We start from the raw sequence: 16,451 nt of genomic DNA, 5'->3' as shown, positions 1-16,451 counted from the left end.
TCTCAATCGGTGACGCGCAGCGCCTTCCGCTCGTCAAGCTCCTCTTCGGTCACCCGTTCGATCATCGGTTTCCCTGGCACGCGAAACAATGTGAGGACGAAGCGACAAGGGACGTCAGTCCGGTTGTTAGCGTCCCGATAATGGATCACGTCGCCACCGGGTCCCCAGAACGCATCCCCGGCGCGGAGAACGCGTGGCGCCTCGCCCTCGATCTCGAACAACATCTCACCGTCAATCATGTAACCGAAGCCCGGACCGCCAGGAAGGCGATGTGGCGGGTAGCCAGGGGCGCCCGGTGGATGGTTGATGAGCACAGTCATCACCTGGGCATCGCCAGGAATCAACGGTGACCGCACTTCCTGGACTACTTTCATCGTGGATTCCGATTTGGACTCAGTCGTATCCTGCGGCATTTGTGATCTCTCTGCTGGTCGTGAAGCACGGAGCGGACGATGGGAACTTGGAACCTCCCCGCCGTGCAAGCAACATCACGGCAGGCGTGATCAATTCGCTTGCCGTCCTTTAATTCTCCTGAGCGCGGCCGGAGTATGCGTTGATCCAGTCGGAGTAGCGGGTTGTGAAGATGGTGGCTTTGTCGTCGGGGGCAAGCGTGTGATCGTCGATCACCGCACCGAAGTACGGCGCCTGAGAATCAGTCACGACCTGTCGTTGATCGCCGATGGCGGCGAGGCCCGTGCGGACAAAGTCGTCCATCCCCATTGTTTCGGGTCCAGCGATCTCCGTTACCCCATTGATGGGACGTCCGACAGCCGCGCGGGCCACGGCGGTCGCGACGTCGTCGGCGGCTATAGGACGAAACATCGCGTGCGGCAGCCTGACGATCTCGCCATCTGTCGCGGAATCGGCCAAGCCAACCGCGAATTCGTAGAAGGGAGTTGCTCGCACGATCGAGTAAGGCCGGCCCGAATCCTTGATCAGGTTTTCCTGAGCTGCCTTTGCCGTGTTGTAGCCGCTGTCCGGCATGACCTGCGCGCCCACTACGGACAACGCGACGTGGTGTTTGACTCCCGCTTCCCGTTCAGCAGAGACAAGATTCGCCGTTGTGGTTGTGAAGAAGTGCAGCACGGGTTCATCGTCGAACAATGGTGAATCGGCGACGTCGACCAGCACCTCCGCACCGGCGAGGGCGTCGGCGAGGCCTTCACCGGTGAGTGAATCGACACCCGTCCGACGCGAGGCGACGATCACGTCGTGTCCCTGCGCACTGAGCTTGGACACTACTTTCGAGCCGATCAGCCCACGACCGCCGATGACAACGATCTTCATAATGAACCTTTCAGAATTGGGTCATTCCTCGCGGCGGTCAGTCTCCGACCTGGACTGAAGACCGCCGGCGCGGGTGGGTGTTCGTCCCACCGATCGATGTAGGAATGAGCTCTGGCCGGAGGTGGACGAGAATCCCAACGGTTTTCTCGAGTGATTGTTACACGCGCTATTGGGTAGGTCAACCCAGTAGTTTTTAAGATGCGGGCAGTGTTGGACTGACCCGGCGATCTATTCCGGACGGTAGCCCAAATGACTGAACAGTTATGGCAGTTTCGGGTGGAAGTGGTTGCGGAAGAATGTAGTTGACCGGCCGATTGCTGGGCGTTGAGCGCAGCCTCGGATCACGCGGCTGCATCGCTGATTGCTTGGCCGATATCGGCGGCCGATACTCGCCTACCCGAGGGCACCGATAGCCCGACTGGCGATCCCTCTGGGGCATTAGACCCAGTTAGCGAAAACGCGGAGTATTGTCGGTGGAATGACCAAGGACGATTCCGACTGCCTCACCCTGTCTGCGCGGGCCGGAGGAACACGCGACGGGATCCCTGGTTACCCCGCTGGATTGGCCCGCGCCCCCAGGGATCGAAGCTTTGAGTGCATGTGGTGTGGGGCGAGTTGAGGTGTCGCGTGCCCTTGACCGCCAGCCGTCCTCGCCAGGCTCCCGCATGTTGTGACATGGAAGGAATATTTGACTGTGAGTGAAACGCCAACGCCGATGGGCAGTGTCGAATGCAATGCCCACGATGGACTCCGGACGATTGTCACCGACAACGCCGAAGAAGACCGGTTCGAGGCCGCTGTTGACCACCAGGTGATCGGTCGACAGCCCTACCGCCGCTACCGCGGACACATCGTGTTGATGGCCGCCCACGTCGATACGCAGTGGCGTGGTCGGGGTGTGTCGTCTGCGATGATCGGCGGTGTGCTGACACTGATCCGGAGGGCCGGACACACGGTTGTTCCGCGATGCAAGATTACGGGTGACTACATTCTGCGCCATCCTGAATACCAGGACCTGGTCACCGACGAGTATCGGGGATTGCTCCGCCCGGTGTCGCGTCCCGCCGCGCCGGCGGCTCCGGATAGCCCCTAGCCGACCGCGCCAGGCACACGAGGGTCGCTCGTGCAGACCTAAATCACCGAAGTCGCCCGAAAAGTGCGAATCGGCCACCTTGTTCAGCGCGCTTCGATGACGGCGCTCACCCGGGTGAATAGCTGGTTTGGGCGATGACAGCTCACCCCACCTGCCTGCAGTCTCAGTACCACCAGGACCGGAGGGAATTGTCATCCCGTCTGCGAGGCGACTCAGCTGAGCCCGTCAGTAGTCGCAGCCGCCTGAGAATTGGAAAGGCGCGCACATGCATTTCGAGGCCAAGAAGGTCATCGTCGTCGACGGCAGTGCCAGCAGCGGCCGACAGGCCGCAGTCAACGTTGCCAACTCTGTGACATATCTGCCGTCCGATGAGATCAATTGGCTCACCGGCGCAATTCTCATCATCGATGGCGGCATCATCGCGGGCCGCAACACATCAGCTAATACACCTTCAGGAGACATTCAATGCCTGTGACACGTTTTATGACTGACCCGCATGAGCTGCGGGCGATGGCGGGACGTTTCGGCGTGCACGCCCAAACCGTGGAAGACGCTGCCCGCATGATGTGGGCGTCGAGCCAAAACATTGCCGGCGCCGGCTGGAGCGGCATGGCTCAGATCACCTCCTACGACACCATGGGCCAGATGGATCGGGCCTTCCGCAACATTGTCAACATGCTGCACGGAGTGCGCGACGGGCTGATCCGCGACGCCACTAACTACGAGCAGCAAGAGCAAGAATCCCAGCAGATCCTGAGCAGCTAGCCAAAGCGGTATGTCCCGCGATAGGAGAACACCGACAATGACAATAAACTACCAGTTCGGCGACGTGGATGCGCACGGCGCCACGATCCGGGCCCAAGCCATGGCATTGGAGGCCGAACATCAGGCCATTATTCGTGATGTGCTTGCCGCTGGGGATTTTTGGGGCGGCGCAGGGTCAACGGCATGTCAGCAATTCATCACCGAGTTGGGCCGCAACTTTCAAGTGATCTACGAACAAGCTAACGCCCACGGCAACAAAGTGCGCGCGGCCGGCAGCAACATGGCAAGCACAGATGCTGCCGTCGGCTCCAGCTGGGCCTAACAAACTCTCACCGGCACAACCATTTCCGTGGTTCGGCTCGCAACAGCGTAATCATTCCAGCACGCATCGGGTCCGCCAGGGCAGGAGCAAAGATGAACAATTCATTCCTAACCGCGCAGCCGGAGATGCTGACGATAGCGGCTGATAGCCTGCAGATTATCGGTTCGGACGCCGTCGCCGCAAACACTGCCGCGGCCGCTTCGACCACCGGGGTGATACCTGCGGCAGCTGATGAAGTGTCGGCGCTGATGGCGATGCAATTCGCCGCGCATGCCCAGAACTACCAGACGATCGGTGCCCAGGCGGCGGCTATCCACCAGCTGTTCGTAACCACCCTCGGGACGAGCGCAGCTTCGTATGCAGCGACCGAAGCCGCTAACGCGGCAGCGCTCGGCTAATTCAACCAATACTCGTGTTACGACAACGCGTTTCATGCCTTATCGACCCCGAGACGGACGCCGCGGCTGGTACACACTTACAACCACCCTCGCGTCCTCGCTACTGGGTCAGCCGACGTCCTCGTCGTCCTCGTCAAACTCTTCGCGCGCCACGGTGTAAAACGACGCACCATCGTTTGGGCTCCCACTGACCTGACCACGGTGGCGCCGGGGCCACGGCGGCGGGTCCTCGGTGTAGCGAAGCTCGGGCTCCTCAGCGGCTAGTCGCTTGTCCAGCGTCAGATTTTCCACCGGCGAGATCCAGCGCAATGGTGCGTCGACCACGATGTCCCCATCGTCGTTGCGCACCTCGTCGGAGTCCAGGGATTCGCTGGGGCCCAGCGTATTATCGGGTCCCGGGTCGTCGTAATCGCCGTCCATTGTTGTCCTCCTCGGAAGCTTCGTCAGCCGCTCACCACCGGTCGAAATGCAACACGTCGTCGAGCGGAATCCGTTTGGCACGGCGGAAGGTCGTGCCGGTGTAGTAAGCGGTGGGGATGGTTGTGGCGTGATAGACGTTGTCGGGCAGGCCGAGAATGGCCCGCATCTCCTCATCGGCCATTATGGTCACCCCGGTCCAGGTGGTTCCCAAGCCCCGAGAACGCGCCGCGAGCATGTAGCTCCACGTAGCGGGCATGATGGAACTCCAATATTGGTTGGCGTTTTCGCCCGTCAGCGTGCCGTCACCGTCGATGACCTCGACGCACGGGATCATCAAGACGGGCACCTCGCCAATGTGCTCAGCGAGATACGTGGCACTGTCGGACACTTTGCGCTGCTGGCGATTGCGCTCGGGGTCGTCCTTGAACCGCTCGGCGACCGCGAAGGGGGAGGCGACGATCCAGTCCCATGTGCGGCGGTACACATCGGCGATTGCCCAACGCTGTTCGACATCGGTGACGACGATGAAGCTCCAGTTCTGGACGTTGGACGACGTCGGTGCCTGCACGGCGATGTCCAGGCATTCCCGGATCAGGCCGATGGGAACAGGTTTGGTCAAATCGAGACGTTTGCGCACGGAGCGGGTCGTAGTCAGCAGGGCGTCGGTGGACAAGTCGACGATGGGGTAATCGCTCATGCCGGCAGGATGGCGATGACTTCGACTTCAACGCGGATGTCGGGCCACACCAGCCCGTCGATGATGCTGAACATGCCGGCGGGCTCGTGGCGGATGATTTCATTGCTCACCGCCAGGTAGGCGGCCGCATTGTTACGACTGGTGACCCATTGGCGCATGTAGACGATGTCGGTGAGCTTTGCGCCGGCCTTGCCGAGCGCGTCTTCGACATTGGCCCAGCACTGCCGGGCTTCGTCGGTGAAGTCCTCGGGCAAGGTGCCGTCTTCACGTACCCCGGGCGTTCCCGCGACGAAAATGTATGTGCCGCTCCCGGATACGGCGACAGCGTCGGCATATTTGCCGATGTGATCGGCCACTCCGGTGTGGATACGGGAAATCGTGGTCATCTCGAGACTCCTGGTGATGTGGGGTTTTATTCGGTGTGTAATGGCTCAGCGGTGGACCACACAGAGGCCCTCCGGTGGCGTGCTTGTCGCGCGTCAAAGAGGTTCGCCGGGAAATCTCAAGTTGAAGCGTTTGCATAGTTCGGGGATGCTGTCGACATCCATCTCCAGGTCGTACCGCCCGCAGAGTTCATCTAGGGCCTCCGTCGATATTTTGTCCACACCGCCGAGGTCAGAAAGCTCGTCGAAGAACTGCTCAAATCCTGCGGGGGAAATGATCTCTAGGATGCGCGCGGGCTCATCACCGGCGTTCCAGAATGTGTGCCACTGGCCTCGCGGCTTCAAAATGAAATCACCGGGTCCGCCGTAGAGCACCTCGTCGCCAAGCAAAGCGCCTACGCGTCCCTCGATGATCCAGCTGTATTCATCTTCGTTGCGGTGGCGATGAAGCGCTGAGGCCAGCGCTCGGGGTGACATGGGATGCTCGAGGACGGAGAAACGCCCCTCGGCCTGAACCTTATCGAGAATGTGGCGGACACCGACCGTCCCAAGGAACACGGACTTGCCTTCGGTGCGGCCAACAGACTTGGCCGGCGGGCCGCCCGGCCTGAAGATGTCGTTTGTCACTGCAATCTCTCCTTCTCGCGGTTCAACGCGTCGACCGCGGCCAGGTTGCGTTGTATTCGTGTGACACGGATGCCCCTAAGCTGAGTGCGCGGTCGATTGTCCAGCGCGCCAGATGTTTTCGCGCTGATTCACCGTCGACCAAGGTCGCCATGGGGTTACTTGCGGCCGGCCATGAAGCCGCCGTCGACGTTGAGAATCGCGCCGGTGACCCAGCTGGCCTGGTCGGAGAGCAGATAGATGACCGCGTTGGCGACGTCGGCGGCGCTGCCGACTCGTCCCAGGGGATGCAGCGGCGCGAAGGCGTCAAGCGTCGAGTCGATCTCATCCTTCGGGACCCATCGCTCCAGAGCGGGGGTCTTCACGGCGGCCGGTGCGACCGCGTTGACGCGGATCTTATGCCCGGCAAGCTCGATGGCCAGGTTATGGGTGAGCGCATGCAGTCCGGCCTTTTGCATCGAGTGCCCGGCCGACGGGGTCACGCCAACGGCCTGATGCGCCCACATGCTGCCGATGTTGACGATGGAGCCGCCTTCCCCCCGGCCGATCATGCCGTCAACGACGGTCTGGGTCAGGAAGAACAGGGCATAGTTGAGCTCCAGGTACGAGTCGTAGAACTGCTCGTCGTACTCCAGAAAAGGCTTGGGGATGAAGAATCCGGCCGCGTTGACGAGCAGTGTCGCGTCGCCGTGCTGTTCGGAAAGCTCGCGCTGCACATCGGCGATAGCGGCGCGATCCGTCAGGTCGGCGGCGATACCCCACGCTTCACCACCCCTGCTCGTCAGCTCCGCGACCGTATCGTCCACCCGGTTTTTCGAGCGTCCGACGATCACCGCGCTGCCGCCGTGATCCACGACGTCGGTCGCGGACTGCCGGCCGATGCCGGCGCTGCCGCCGACGACGACGGCCTTCTTGGCCTCAAAATGCATTCGGGGTCCTTCCTGGTTCTATTACCGGCTTCGACTGGACCGCCGATCTTCGATCGACAACGCCTAACGGCCTCACTGGGACGCTCCGCTAGCGGGCCGACTATCCCGCTCGGTTGTGGTCGTACTGAGCCTGCGGCCGCGCGGGGTGAGCTGTCATCACCCCAGCGACCGGTTCACCCGGGTGACTAGCGCGCCACGGCGGACCGAAGGGTGGATGCGAGGAGGTTGGACAACTTCGGCGAGCTCAAGGGCACTGAAAAGGTTGTTTGCCGTCGTCGCGCAGCGCAGTACTGGATCGACGCCGATCGGTCTACGCTTTGGAGTGCGACGCCTTGGCGGCTTCGCGCCGCGCCTTCTCTTTCACGTGGGTGGAGCAGCAATGCCCCACTTCGCAATGGAATCGGTCACTGCAATCATGCGAGCAATAGACTGATGCGGCCGGAAGCCAGTCGGGATCGGACAGGTCGCGCTGCCGGTCGTTCGGATCGAACGTATGGCCGCAATGCACACAGGTCTTGACCTTGACCATAAGGGCTAGGGTACGCCCCATCGGCCCAAATCTGTGCTGGTTTCAGTTCGACGGCAAACAAACTACGTTCGCGCGAGCGCATGCCGCGGCTGGTGCAACAGTGCACGAACCAGCGGGCGCGGCCCGACGGACCGAAGCATCTCGCTGGCCGGGCGGACGCGTACCCGCTTCGGCCACCAGAACCAGCGCCCCATCACGGTCATGATCGACGGGGTGATGAGCGATCGGACTACGAAGGTGTCGAACAGGAGGCCGAGCCCGATCGTCGTGCCGAACTGACCGATCGCCCGCAGATCGCTGGTGATCATCGTGGCCATGGTGACAGCAAACACCAAACCGGCGGCAGTCACCACCGGGCCGGTGAGACCCATGCCGCGGATGAGTCCAGTTTTCAGACCAGCTCCGATCTCCTCCTCGATTCTGGACACCAGCATCAGGTTGTAATCCGAACCCACCGCCAAGAGCACGATCAACGCGAATTCAGTTGCCACCCAGTGCAACTGGAAATTGAGAAGGTGCTGCCAGATCAGTGTCGAGAACCCGAAGGCAGCCCCCAGCGACATCACGATCGTGCCGACGATGACGGCCGCGGCGATCAAAGCGCGGGTGACGATCACCATGATGATGAAGATCAGCATGATTGAGGCCACCCCGGCGATCATCAGGTCGTACTTGGCGCCGTTGGCGATGTCGTAAAACGTTGCGGCGGTACCGCCGAGGTAGATGTCGGCGTTCTGGAGCGAGGTGAGTTTCAGCGCCTCCTTGGCCGCTTGGCGTTCCTGATCGACGGACGAGATTCCGGGCGTCGTCGCCGGATCCACCGAGTGAGTGATGATGAAGCGAGCTGCTTTGCCATCCGGCGATACCATCAAACTCAGACCGAGCAGGAAGTCCGGGTTCTGGAAGATCTCGGGCGGCAGATAGAAGAGGCTTTCGATCTGAGAGTCGTTGAAGGACTTGCCCATCACGGCGTTCGTATCGGTCAGCCGGTCGAATTGATCGACTAGATTGTCGAATGTGCTGTAGATGGTCATCGTGGTGTCACGGATCGCCTTCGAGGTGGCGATATTCTGAGGAATGATCGCCAGCAGTTCGCGGGTGGCTTTCGCCGTGTCGCCGAGGTCGTTGGTGAGATTGTGGAACTGCTCGGCGAGCTGATCGAATCCGTCAAGGGCGTCGAACAAACTCCGTAGCGACCAGCAGATCGGGATGTCGAAGCAGTGTTTCTCCCAGTAGAAGTAACTGCGAATCGGTCTCCAGAAATCGTCGAAATCTGCGATATGGTCTCGGATCTCGTCCGTGATGGCCGCCGTGTTGCCCGCGGTTTTCGCGCTGTCGTCCGCGGCGTTCGCGAGTTTCTGGGTCACCGCGTACTGGCGCTCTAATAGGGAGATCAGGGTATCCAGGTCACCGACGATCTTCTTGATGTCGGCGATGCGATCCTTCAGGTAAGTCAGGTTGCTGCGGATCGGCGCGCTTTGCACGCTGAGCTGAAACGGAACGGATCCGTCTTGGATCGGGGGCCCGAGAGGTCTGGTGATGCTCTGTACCCGTTCGATGCCGGGCACCCGGAAGATGGCTCCTGCGACCTTGTCCAGGACCAACATGTCGGTCGGATTGCGCAGATCGTGGTCCGATTCGATCATCAGAATGTCCGGGTTCAAGCGGGCCTGGGTGAAGTGTTGATCGGCCGCGTCGTAAGCCTGGATCGAGGACGCGCTCTTCGGTAGGTAGTACAGGTCGTTGTAGCGCGGATTGAAGCCCATCAACCCGATCGCCCCGACGATCGCCAGGATGACCGAGCTGGCGAGGATGGGTGCCGGCCACCGCACGATGGCCGTCGCTAGACGGCGCCACCGGGTGTAGTTGAACTTTCGCTTCGGATCGAATAGACCGAAACCGCTCGCGACCACAATGAGGGCCGGTGTCAGGGTCACCCCGGCGGCAACGACGACCAGCAGACCGACTGCGCACGGAAACGCCAGCGAACTGAAGTAGGGCAGGCGCGTGAAATGCAGACAGGCCAGCGCACCGACGATCGTCAAACCCGAGCCCAGCACTACCTTGCTGACCCCGGCGAAGGTGTCGTAATACGCGGCTTCGCGGTCCAGCTTCCGTTCGCGGGCTTCTTGATAGCGGCCGACCATGAATATCGCGTAGTCGGTCCCCGCCGCGATGGCCAGTGCCGTCAGTAAGTTGACGGCAAAGGTTGAAAGCCCCATGATGCCGGTTGCGCCCAATAGCGCGACTACGCCTCGGCCGGTGGCCAGTCCGACGAACAGGATCAGCATCGTCAACAGCACGGTGCCGATGGATCGATAGACGAACATCAGCATGATCGCGATGATGACAATGGTGATGATCGTCATCTTGAACAGGCTGGCGTTGCCGACCACGATCGTGTCGGCGGTCAGGGCTCCCTGGCCCGCGACGTAGGCCTTCACCCCGGGCGGCGGCGTTGAGTCCGCGACGATCTTGCGAACCGAAAAAACGGACTTGTCCCCGACCGCACCGCCTTGGTCGCCGCGCAGGTTTACCTGGACGTAAGCCGACTTATGGTCGTGGCTCTCGACACCCGACGCCGTGAATCTTTGTCCCCAGAAATTCAATACGTGCTCGACGTGTTCGTGGTCCTGTCGCAGCTTGTTGACCAGATCGTCGTAATACTGGTGGGCGTCCTGGCCGAGGGGATGATCACCGACCAGGGTCACCAGCACTAGATTGTCGGAGTCGTACTCCTTGAATTTCTGCCCGATGTGCTTCATCCCGGTCACCGACGGCGCGTCGGACGGCGAGAGCGGCACCGAGACGTCCTCGGCAACCGCTTCCAACTGGGGCACGAACACGTTGACGCCGACGGCGATCAGCAGCCAGATCACGACGATCGGCAGCGCCAGAACGCGAATGGTGTGGGCTAGCCGCGGTTTTCGCGCGACTTCGATGTGTGGCGCGACCGGAATCTCGTCGGTGTCGGTCGTGTCGTCCGTGTCGCTCGTGTTGTCGGTCATGCGGATTTGTCCAAGCACGAAACTTGCGCGTTGCGCGTGGTGGCCTGCTGTTGATCAACCAATTTGCCGTCAACGGTGATTCGGCAGCCAATGGAGGGGCTGTCGCCCTGAGCGACGACGTAAGCGAAGATGCCGGGCATCTCGGCGACGATCGTCTGAGACCACGGCAACGTGGTGAAGTTGGCCTTTTGCGGGAGTGCCTCGGCATCCATCCAGTTGACGACGCCGGTTGTCCCGGGCGGTCCCAGGATTTCGTAGATGGCGGTCTTGGCTGCATACGGCGGGGTAGCGTCCCGGGGATCGGGTTTGGGCAAGCCGGGTCCCGGGAAGACGCCGTGGAGTCGGTCCACTGCGACGCCGCCGATGATCAGTGCCACGACCACAACCAGCGGTACCCATATTCGCTTGATAAGCGTCAACACCGTGCACCCCGCTTCGGAAATGTCGACGGGCTGATATTAGGGCATTCCTTCGCTTGCGCCACCGCTAGCCGAACGCCAGAGCCGTCGAGTTGATTCCCGCAGTGGCCGCCAGAGCCATCAAGCACCTGCGTGCAATGCGTTTCACCATGACCTTTCGTTGAGCGTGTAACGACCACTACCGAACAGACGGCCCACCGGAACGCGTCCGAACAGATCCGAAATGGACCCTCCGGGGAGAATCGCGGCCGCCCTTGCCAGTAGGTAGCCGTCGATGATCCATTGCTGCGACGCCAGGCCGCCGCCGACGTCGTGCTCGGTGGCCGGCAAAGCCACATTGATCACGGTGGAGTCGAGGAATGCGAGCATGGACACCATCCCGCTACCACCATCCACGGCTGGTCGGCGCCGCGTCGCGCACCATCACGGCGGAAGCCGGTTTGCGCGCGACGATGACTGGGCGCCACACCCGTTGCGTGCGACAGAGCTCGCGAATTCGCTCAGCTTTAGCGTCACCACCGACACCGATTGCACTCGCACAGAGCTCACCACAGCGCGCTCCGCCGTGGGTCAATCAGTCTCATTGCCAGTCTTTTTCGCGTCGCATGAGGTATGTGCAGCCGACCGGCGTCACTATCGACGAAATCGGCGGCTGGCCTAACGTCGTGAGATGTCTTTCGAGAGGACCACTCCGTTGGGCTCGCGGCCTGCGACGACCTGTGCGAGGGCGTCCGCGGCCCGATCTAGATTCCAGGAACGCGGGATTGGCATGCGCAACCGATGGGAGTCGAGTAGTTCGGTGAGGCGGGCGAGTTGAGCGCCGTCGGAACGGACGTAGACCGCGGTTACGCAGATGCCGCGGGTGGGTGTGGGCGGGTCGGGGGTGATGGTGGCCAGACGGCCACCATCGGCGAGGGCGGTCATCGCCGCAGCAGCACCCCCGGGGGCGGCGTTAGCGACGGCGTGGATGGACCCTTTCGCCAACGCGTTTGCGTGTTGTGGCCAGAGCGGATCGCGGTAGTCGATTACTTCGCGAGCGCCATACCCACGGACCCGCTCGGCGCTGCGGGGACTGGCGGTGGCGAGCACATCAACCCCGCGCAGGGCCGCGAGCCGGACAATGAGCCCGCCCGTGCTTCCGCCCGCGCCATTGACGAGCAACGTCTCTGCACCGTGCAGGGCCAACGCCTCGCCGACCAGCTGCTCGGCAGTCAACGCCGGCACCGGAAAGATCGCCGCCATCTCCCATGGGATCGCGGGCGGTTTGCGGGCGAGCGATCCGACCGGTGCAACTAAAAGTGGGGCCCACGTCCCTTGGTCACGCAGCGGCACAGGGTGGCACAGCACCTCATCGCCGATACGGAAACCGTTCGGGTGGGCGCCAATGGCCTTGATGACCCCGGCGGCCTCGACGCCAAGCGCTAGTGGTGGTCTCGTGCCAACGTCCCAACCGCCGGTGCGAATGATGTCGTCCCAGTTGCCAACTCCGGCGCTGCGAACGTGAATGAGGACCTCGTCGGGAGCCAACGGTCGTGGCTCATCCACCTCTAGCATCTCCACTTCGCCGCCGAGCGCGCTTACCCCCGCTACAAGCATGGCCACAGTGAGACTACCGGCCGGTCGTACGTGATTCTGGTTACTCTCGACGGCCAAGATCTAAAGCGCTTGATAGATAAGGTGATTCGCTCGTGCGTCCTTCTGCACATTCTGCTCCCCCGTTGTTCGGTCTCGGGACAAGTTCGGACTCTTGGGCCAGTAGCAGATCCCAGACCTGATTGACCGTTGGATGTGGCGCGACGGCATGGCGTAAGAGATTGACTGGGACCTTCGCGAGGATGGCCAAGGTGGCCGCCTGAATCAATTCCGAGAACTCCGGGCCGACGAACGTCGCTCCGAGCAGTGTGTTGGTCTCGGCGTCAATGACCAATTTCGCCCATCCTTCGAAGCCATCCCGGAAAAGGGCTAGGAACGACAATGTCCCAGGGTAATGGGCAGTTCGCGTCCGAACCGCGAACCCTTCTGCTCGGGCCTGGCTTTCCGTGCGCCCCGCCCAGGCTATTTGAGGCTCGGTGAAGATAACCTGCGCAAGACTGCCCGCGTCGCGGGCCGCCAACTCGTTTTCCCTCAATTCTCGCCCCGCCGCCCGGGCCGCGATGATTTCGGCCACGAGACGGCCGTGATAGGTGGAGATATGAGACAACCGCGCGCGCCCGGTGGTGTCTCCCAGGGCGTAGAGCCAACCGCCTGTGACGCCGACTGCCTGGAGATGGTCATTCACTAAAACGGATTCACCGCCTGACAGGCCGACAGTTTCCAGGCCGATGCTCTCGGTGTTGGTGCGTCGTCCGGCCGCTAGGACGAGTTCGTCTACCTCGATGGTCTGGTCGTTGAAAGCTGCGGTCACCGGGCCGCCCGCCACGGGGCGGGTAACCGCCGACAACTCTGTCTGAAAGTGAATCGTGACGCCTTTGCTTCGCAGTGACTGCGCGACCAGCTCGCGGGCTTCGGGTTCGCAGTTGTGAAGTACTGTGTCCCCACGTACCAGAAGTGTTACCGCGGAGCCCAAACCGCTCAGGATGGTCGCGAACTCGACGCTGACCGGACCGCCACCCACCACCAGGCTCCGTGGTGGCACTTGCGTCATGGTCGTTACGTCCCGATTGGTCCACGGGCGCGCTTGCGCCAACCCAGGTATCTCGGGCACGTTGGGACGAGTTCCGGTGGCCAGAATGACCGCGTGGCGTGCCTCCAAAACGGTTTCGGTGTCGTCGGCGTGCGCGACGCGCACTGTTCGTTCACCGCTCAGCCGGCCGGACCCATGAAACACTGCTACACCGGCTTGCTGCAACGATACTGTTCGATCTTGATCGGAGAGATGCTCGATGATCATGTCGCGCTTGGCGAAGACGGCCGCAACGTCTGGTCTTTCGCCCGAAATGGCTTCTCGCACACCAGGAACTGCCCTTGCGAGATTGAACACTTCGATCGGGCGAAGCAGTGTTTTGCTCGGGTTGCAACCCCAGTAATGACACTCCCCACCAACCAGACGATCCTCAACGAGCGCTACCGCAAAGCCTTCCGCTGCAAGCTTCCGTACCGCGGCTACGCCGCCCACTCCGCCGCCCATCACGACAACGTCGAAGTATTTACCAGTTTTCATCCACCCTCGCTTCCGACCAACGAAGATCGTGGTTACGGCCACATGATCGGCAGACAAGGCGCCCTGGTTGTGTGGTGGTTTCAGTGGTGTGCGGCGGCGGTGCGGTGCCAAGTATCGCGTACGCAGCGCCTGCGCTTGCTGCGGAGAAGACGCTGTAACTAAGCGGTGTTTCCACGCCCAGAGATACCGCCATTGCGGTCCCGAATACTATGAGCACCAAACAACTTGCCATGCCAACAAGTTTCGGCCGCCAGCCGGTCAGGAGCAAAATCCCCAGGGTCGTTTCGATGGTGGTGGCAGCCCAGACAATGACGGCCAATAGCCATCCAGAGGCAAACGGAACAAGCTGGCGGGCATAGTTGGCGAAGGCGGCCATGCTCCCCCAGCTACCCTGCCCAAGCGGCTTCCACCAACCGAATCGGTCGGCGACAGCGGACAGAAAGGCGGCCGCAAGCGACAAGCGTAGTGCGATCCGGACAACCCGGATGGCGCTTGGCATGTGCACGGGCTCCCTCCGCTGTCGTATTGCCGCACTTAGAGACTGTCTTCAGTTGTTGGTGCCGACCGTGCGCATCGTGCGTCGCTAACGCGGCGGCTCAGTTCCGGTGGGGTCATCGGTGGTGAGTGGGCCGTCTCCGGTATCGATCAGGAAGACCGCGAGTAACTCAGCGGGTTCGGTGGCGCTGGCATTTTCACTGACCGTGTGGTGCGCGCCGGGAACTTCGCTCCACGTCTCACCGGGGTGATAGACACGTTCAGGTTCACCTTCGACTTGGCTGCGGATCGCTCCGGAAATCACGTAGGCCATGATGAACGCCGATTTCGCGTGGTGGTGCGCCTCGCTTTTAGCTCCGGGAGGATAGCTGACGGCCACTGCTTCAACTGATTTGCCCGGAATATTGCTGGGTTGATTGAAAACCACGCGGACATTTGGGTTCTGACCCGAATGTTGTGGTGCCGGCTCGGCGTGAGCGGCGGGCGGAAGCATCACCGCGGTAGTCAGTGCGGCGAGTAATATCTTCAAGGCCATTTTAAAGCTGCCTCACTTTTGGATGTCTTGGCGACTCGCCGCGCAACGTCACCGGCACCGGCACCCGCACCCGCGCCAACGTCACATGCCTGTAGAACCTTACGTGCACCAACATATTTGGTTGACCTGCACGCGGGTCCACCGCGTCTCGGTGGCACATCAGAGACGAGTGGTTGCCCGCGTACACGCCGTCGCATCACTGGAGGTTCCTTTTCAGTCTTCGGCGACGCGCAGGATCGTCTTGCCGGGGATGCGCTTGCCGGGGGCGAACGCTGCGGGAGCTTCGCTCAGCGGAAGCACGGCGCCGACCACCGGCTTGAGGCGTCCGTCCCGTACCCGCGCGGCGATCTCGGCGAGCTGGGCCCGATCGGCTTCGACAAGGAAGAAAATTGCCCGCCCGTCATGCGGCTGGGTCTTCGGTGGCTCGGCGATGGTGACGAGCGTCCCGCCGGCGCGCACCAGAGCGGCCGAGCGGTCCAGAATGTCTCCGCCGATCACGTCGAACACGACATCGACTTCACCTGCGTCCTCCAACTTTTCGGCCTCCAGGTCGAGGAAGGTGTGCACACCGAGCTCCCCCGCCCGGTCTCGGTCTGCGGTACGGCCGGTACCGATGACGCGCGCACCGACCTCGCGAGCGAGCTGCACCGCGATCGACCCGACCCCCCCGACGGCGCCGTTGATCAGAACCGTTTGTCCGGCGGCGAGACGGCCATGGTCGAACAGGCCCTGCCAGGCGGCCAATCCGGAGATCGGCAGTGCCGCGGCCACAGTATGGTCGATGTCCATCGGCAGCGGTGCGAGATTACGGGCTTCCACAGCGGCGTACTCCGCCAGCGACCCGTTGCGGGCCCAGTCGGCGAGCCCGAATACCCGTTGACCAACGGTCAAAAGGGTGGTGCCGTACCCCAACTCAACCACCACGCCAGACAGCTCGTGACCGGGCACGCTCGGCGTCCGGTCTCTTCCCCCGCGGTCGATCCATGTGTGCGGCCAGTCAAGCTCCCCGCGCGTGAAACCCGCGGCGTGTACCCGCACGACGACGTCGTTGTCGGCAGCCTCGGGGTAGGGCAACTCCGCCAGCGACAGGCCAGCGACACCGGCGTCACGATCTGAAACAGTGATGGCTTGCATTACAGGTCCTTCCTGAGGTGGGTTGTTGTCGGATGAGCCAAGGGTTGCGGTTGCACGCTGATGAGCTCAAGGCCTAAATCACGGACCCGGTCGAGGAGTCCGTAAAGCTGTGACTGATCGCGGATTTCACCGGTGAACACGGTTTCGGTCCCACCGGCCTCCAGGCGCATCCCTTCCAATGCGGACCCGAGCCGTTCGGTCACGCGGCCTCGAATGCAGATCTGATACATCGTCCGCTGCACTTGACCCTCCG

Annotated in this window: 22 protein-coding genes; 5 read left to right on the top strand and 17 right to left on the bottom strand. The window is 62.0% G+C overall.

Features of this window, described 5'->3' with window-relative positions:
• Positions 1–2: 2 nt before the first annotated feature.
• Together AC5Y4F_RS09520 and AC5Y4F_RS09515 are read right to left on the bottom strand one after the other, a co-directional pair.
• The gene (locus tag AC5Y4F_RS09520) at positions 3–413 is read right to left on the bottom strand and encodes a cupin domain-containing protein (protein ID WP_067936924.1); all 411 of its coding nucleotides are present in this window, start codon (positions 411–413) and stop codon (positions 3–5) included.
• Between the two features lie 109 nt (positions 414–522).
• Positions 523–1,287 carry an SDR family oxidoreductase gene (locus tag AC5Y4F_RS09515; protein WP_067936920.1) on the bottom strand — a complete coding sequence of 255 codons (765 nt, stop codon included), beginning with the start codon at positions 1,285–1,287 and terminating at the stop codon, positions 523–525.
• Positions 1,288–1,981: 694 nt separating this feature from the next.
• Between AC5Y4F_RS09515 and AC5Y4F_RS09510 the strand changes: the two genes are divergently transcribed.
• The 5 genes from AC5Y4F_RS09510 (at position 1,982) to AC5Y4F_RS09490 (ending at position 3,865) form a co-directional block, all read left to right on the top strand.
• Complete coding sequence (locus AC5Y4F_RS09510) at positions 1,982–2,380, top strand: GNAT family N-acetyltransferase (RefSeq protein ID WP_067936917.1); 399 nt, start codon at positions 1,982–1,984, stop codon at positions 2,378–2,380.
• 265 nt (positions 2,381–2,645) lie between these two features.
• On the top strand, positions 2,646–2,855 hold the full coding sequence (locus AC5Y4F_RS09505) for a hypothetical protein (RefSeq protein WP_067936915.1): 210 nt from the start codon (positions 2,646–2,648) through the stop codon (positions 2,853–2,855).
• The gene (locus AC5Y4F_RS09500; protein ID WP_067936912.1) at positions 2,846–3,145 is read left to right on the top strand and encodes a WXG100 family type VII secretion target; all 300 of its coding nucleotides are present in this window, start codon (positions 2,846–2,848) and stop codon (positions 3,143–3,145) included. The genes AC5Y4F_RS09505 and AC5Y4F_RS09500 overlap by 10 nt, the downstream gene beginning before the upstream one ends.
• 37 nt (positions 3,146–3,182) lie before the next feature.
• Positions 3,183–3,467: a WXG100 family type VII secretion target gene (locus tag AC5Y4F_RS09495; RefSeq protein ID WP_067936910.1), complete on the top strand. Its 285-nt coding sequence runs from the start codon at positions 3,183–3,185 to the stop codon at positions 3,465–3,467.
• A gap of 92 nt (positions 3,468–3,559) precedes the next feature.
• Positions 3,560–3,865: a PE family protein gene (locus AC5Y4F_RS09490; RefSeq protein WP_067936907.1), complete on the top strand. Its 306-nt coding sequence runs from the start codon at positions 3,560–3,562 to the stop codon at positions 3,863–3,865.
• A gap of 108 nt (positions 3,866–3,973) precedes the next feature.
• Here AC5Y4F_RS09490 and AC5Y4F_RS09485 read toward each other — a convergent pair whose 3' ends face one another.
• The 15 genes from AC5Y4F_RS09485 to AC5Y4F_RS09415 form a co-directional block, all read right to left on the bottom strand.
• Positions 3,974–4,285: a hypothetical protein gene (locus AC5Y4F_RS09485; RefSeq protein WP_067936904.1), complete on the bottom strand. Its 312-nt coding sequence runs from the start codon at positions 4,283–4,285 to the stop codon at positions 3,974–3,976.
• 31 nt (positions 4,286–4,316) lie between these two features.
• Positions 4,317–4,982 carry a nitroreductase family protein gene (locus tag AC5Y4F_RS09480; RefSeq protein WP_067936898.1) on the bottom strand — a complete coding sequence of 222 codons (666 nt, stop codon included), beginning with the start codon at positions 4,980–4,982 and terminating at the stop codon, positions 4,317–4,319.
• Complete coding sequence (locus tag AC5Y4F_RS09475; RefSeq protein WP_499996211.1) at positions 4,979–5,338, bottom strand: Rid family hydrolase; 360 nt, start codon at positions 5,336–5,338, stop codon at positions 4,979–4,981. Before AC5Y4F_RS09475 ends, AC5Y4F_RS09480 begins: the two co-directional genes overlap by 4 nt.
• A gap of 123 nt (positions 5,339–5,461) precedes the next feature.
• Positions 5,462–5,992 (bottom strand): cupin domain-containing protein, encoded by a 531-nt coding sequence (locus AC5Y4F_RS09470; protein ID WP_231986407.1) that lies wholly within the window; start codon positions 5,990–5,992, stop codon positions 5,462–5,464.
• Positions 5,993–6,147: 155 nt separating this feature from the next.
• Positions 6,148–6,918 carry an SDR family NAD(P)-dependent oxidoreductase gene (locus AC5Y4F_RS09465; protein ID WP_067936894.1) on the bottom strand — a complete coding sequence of 257 codons (771 nt, stop codon included), beginning with the start codon at positions 6,916–6,918 and terminating at the stop codon, positions 6,148–6,150.
• A 310-nt stretch (positions 6,919–7,228) separates the two neighbouring features.
• Complete coding sequence (locus AC5Y4F_RS09460; RefSeq protein ID WP_067936882.1) at positions 7,229–7,447, bottom strand: ferric uptake regulation protein; 219 nt, start codon at positions 7,445–7,447, stop codon at positions 7,229–7,231.
• A 62-nt stretch (positions 7,448–7,509) separates the two neighbouring features.
• Positions 7,510–10,455: an MMPL/RND family transporter gene (locus tag AC5Y4F_RS09455; protein WP_067936879.1), complete on the bottom strand. Its 2,946-nt coding sequence runs from the start codon at positions 10,453–10,455 to the stop codon at positions 7,510–7,512.
• On the bottom strand, positions 10,452–10,874 hold the full coding sequence (locus AC5Y4F_RS09450) for an MmpS family transport accessory protein (RefSeq protein WP_197520615.1): 423 nt from the start codon (positions 10,872–10,874) through the stop codon (positions 10,452–10,454). The genes AC5Y4F_RS09455 and AC5Y4F_RS09450 overlap by 4 nt, the downstream gene beginning before the upstream one ends.
• Positions 10,875–11,018: 144 nt before the next feature.
• Positions 11,019–11,252 (bottom strand): hypothetical protein, encoded by a 234-nt coding sequence (locus AC5Y4F_RS09445; protein ID WP_499996210.1) that lies wholly within the window; start codon positions 11,250–11,252, stop codon positions 11,019–11,021.
• 279 nt (positions 11,253–11,531) lie between these two features.
• Complete coding sequence (locus AC5Y4F_RS09440) at positions 11,532–12,428, bottom strand: NADP-dependent oxidoreductase (protein ID WP_499996442.1); 897 nt, start codon at positions 12,426–12,428, stop codon at positions 11,532–11,534.
• Positions 12,429–12,510: 82 nt separating this feature from the next.
• Positions 12,511–14,034 carry a dihydrolipoyl dehydrogenase family protein gene (locus AC5Y4F_RS09435; RefSeq protein WP_499996208.1) on the bottom strand — a complete coding sequence of 508 codons (1,524 nt, stop codon included), beginning with the start codon at positions 14,032–14,034 and terminating at the stop codon, positions 12,511–12,513.
• Entirely contained in the window at positions 14,021–14,533 is a 513-nt protein-coding gene (locus AC5Y4F_RS09430) for a hypothetical protein (RefSeq protein WP_499996206.1), read from the bottom strand. Before AC5Y4F_RS09430 ends, AC5Y4F_RS09435 begins: the two co-directional genes overlap by 14 nt.
• 84 nt (positions 14,534–14,617) lie before the next feature.
• Positions 14,618–15,064 carry a cupin domain-containing protein gene (locus AC5Y4F_RS09425; RefSeq protein ID WP_067936870.1) on the bottom strand — a complete coding sequence of 149 codons (447 nt, stop codon included), beginning with the start codon at positions 15,062–15,064 and terminating at the stop codon, positions 14,618–14,620.
• A 213-nt stretch (positions 15,065–15,277) separates the two neighbouring features.
• Positions 15,278–16,198: an NADP-dependent oxidoreductase gene (locus AC5Y4F_RS09420; RefSeq protein WP_499996205.1), complete on the bottom strand. Its 921-nt coding sequence runs from the start codon at positions 16,196–16,198 to the stop codon at positions 15,278–15,280.
• Positions 16,198–16,440 carry a DUF8691 family protein gene (locus AC5Y4F_RS09415; protein ID WP_499996203.1) on the bottom strand — a complete coding sequence of 81 codons (243 nt, stop codon included), beginning with the start codon at positions 16,438–16,440 and terminating at the stop codon, positions 16,198–16,200. Before AC5Y4F_RS09415 ends, AC5Y4F_RS09420 begins: the two co-directional genes overlap by 1 nt.
• Positions 16,441–16,451 lie beyond the last annotated feature (11 nt).

The sequence above is a fragment of the Mycobacterium sp. NGS56 genome (genome assembly GCF_059812425.1).
The sequence above is the reverse complement of the archived record's forward strand: the minus strand, read 5'-3'. Positions and strand labels throughout refer to the sequence as shown.

What these genes read in the sequence shown, in the direction of transcription:
- AC5Y4F_RS09520 (WP_067936924.1), bottom strand. Translation starts at nt 413, where the DNA reads ATGCCGCAGGATACGACTGAGTCCAAATCGGAATCCACGATGAAAGTA.
- AC5Y4F_RS09515 (WP_067936920.1), bottom strand. Translation starts at nt 1,287, where the DNA reads ATGAAGATCGTTGTCATCGGCGGTCGTGGGCTGATCGGCTCGAAAGTA.
- AC5Y4F_RS09505 (WP_067936915.1), top strand. Translation starts at nt 2,646, where the DNA reads ATGCATTTCGAGGCCAAGAAGGTCATCGTCGTCGACGGCAGTGCCAGC.
- AC5Y4F_RS09500 (WP_067936912.1), top strand. Translation starts at nt 2,846, where the DNA reads ATGCCTGTGACACGTTTTATGACTGACCCGCATGAGCTGCGGGCGATG.
- AC5Y4F_RS09495 (WP_067936910.1), top strand. Translation starts at nt 3,183, where the DNA reads ATGACAATAAACTACCAGTTCGGCGACGTGGATGCGCACGGCGCCACG.
- AC5Y4F_RS09490 (WP_067936907.1), top strand. Translation starts at nt 3,560, where the DNA reads ATGAACAATTCATTCCTAACCGCGCAGCCGGAGATGCTGACGATAGCG.
- AC5Y4F_RS09485 (WP_067936904.1), bottom strand. Translation starts at nt 4,285, where the DNA reads ATGGACGGCGATTACGACGACCCGGGACCCGATAATACGCTGGGCCCC.
- AC5Y4F_RS09480 (WP_067936898.1), bottom strand. Translation starts at nt 4,982, where the DNA reads ATGAGCGATTACCCCATCGTCGACTTGTCCACCGACGCCCTGCTGACT.
- AC5Y4F_RS09465 (WP_067936894.1), bottom strand. Translation starts at nt 6,918, where the DNA reads ATGCATTTTGAGGCCAAGAAGGCCGTCGTCGTCGGCGGCAGCGCCGGC.
- AC5Y4F_RS09460 (WP_067936882.1), bottom strand. Translation starts at nt 7,447, where the DNA reads ATGGTCAAGGTCAAGACCTGTGTGCATTGCGGCCATACGTTCGATCCG.
- AC5Y4F_RS09455 (WP_067936879.1), bottom strand. Translation starts at nt 10,455, where the DNA reads ATGACCGACAACACGAGCGACACGGACGACACGACCGACACCGACGAG.
- AC5Y4F_RS09445 (WP_499996210.1), bottom strand. Translation starts at nt 11,252, where the DNA reads ATGGTGTCCATGCTCGCATTCCTCGACTCCACCGTGATCAATGTGGCT.
- AC5Y4F_RS09440 (WP_499996442.1), bottom strand. Translation starts at nt 12,428, where the DNA reads ATGCTAGAGGTGGATGAGCCACGACCGTTGGCTCCCGACGAGGTCCTC.
- AC5Y4F_RS09435 (WP_499996208.1), bottom strand. Translation starts at nt 14,034, where the DNA reads ATGAAAACTGGTAAATACTTCGACGTTGTCGTGATGGGCGGCGGAGTG.
- AC5Y4F_RS09430 (WP_499996206.1), bottom strand. Translation starts at nt 14,533, where the DNA reads ATGCCAAGCGCCATCCGGGTTGTCCGGATCGCACTACGCTTGTCGCTT.
- AC5Y4F_RS09425 (WP_067936870.1), bottom strand. Translation starts at nt 15,064, where the DNA reads ATGGCCTTGAAGATATTACTCGCCGCACTGACTACCGCGGTGATGCTT.
- AC5Y4F_RS09420 (WP_499996205.1), bottom strand. Translation starts at nt 16,198, where the DNA reads ATGCAAGCCATCACTGTTTCAGATCGTGACGCCGGTGTCGCTGGCCTG.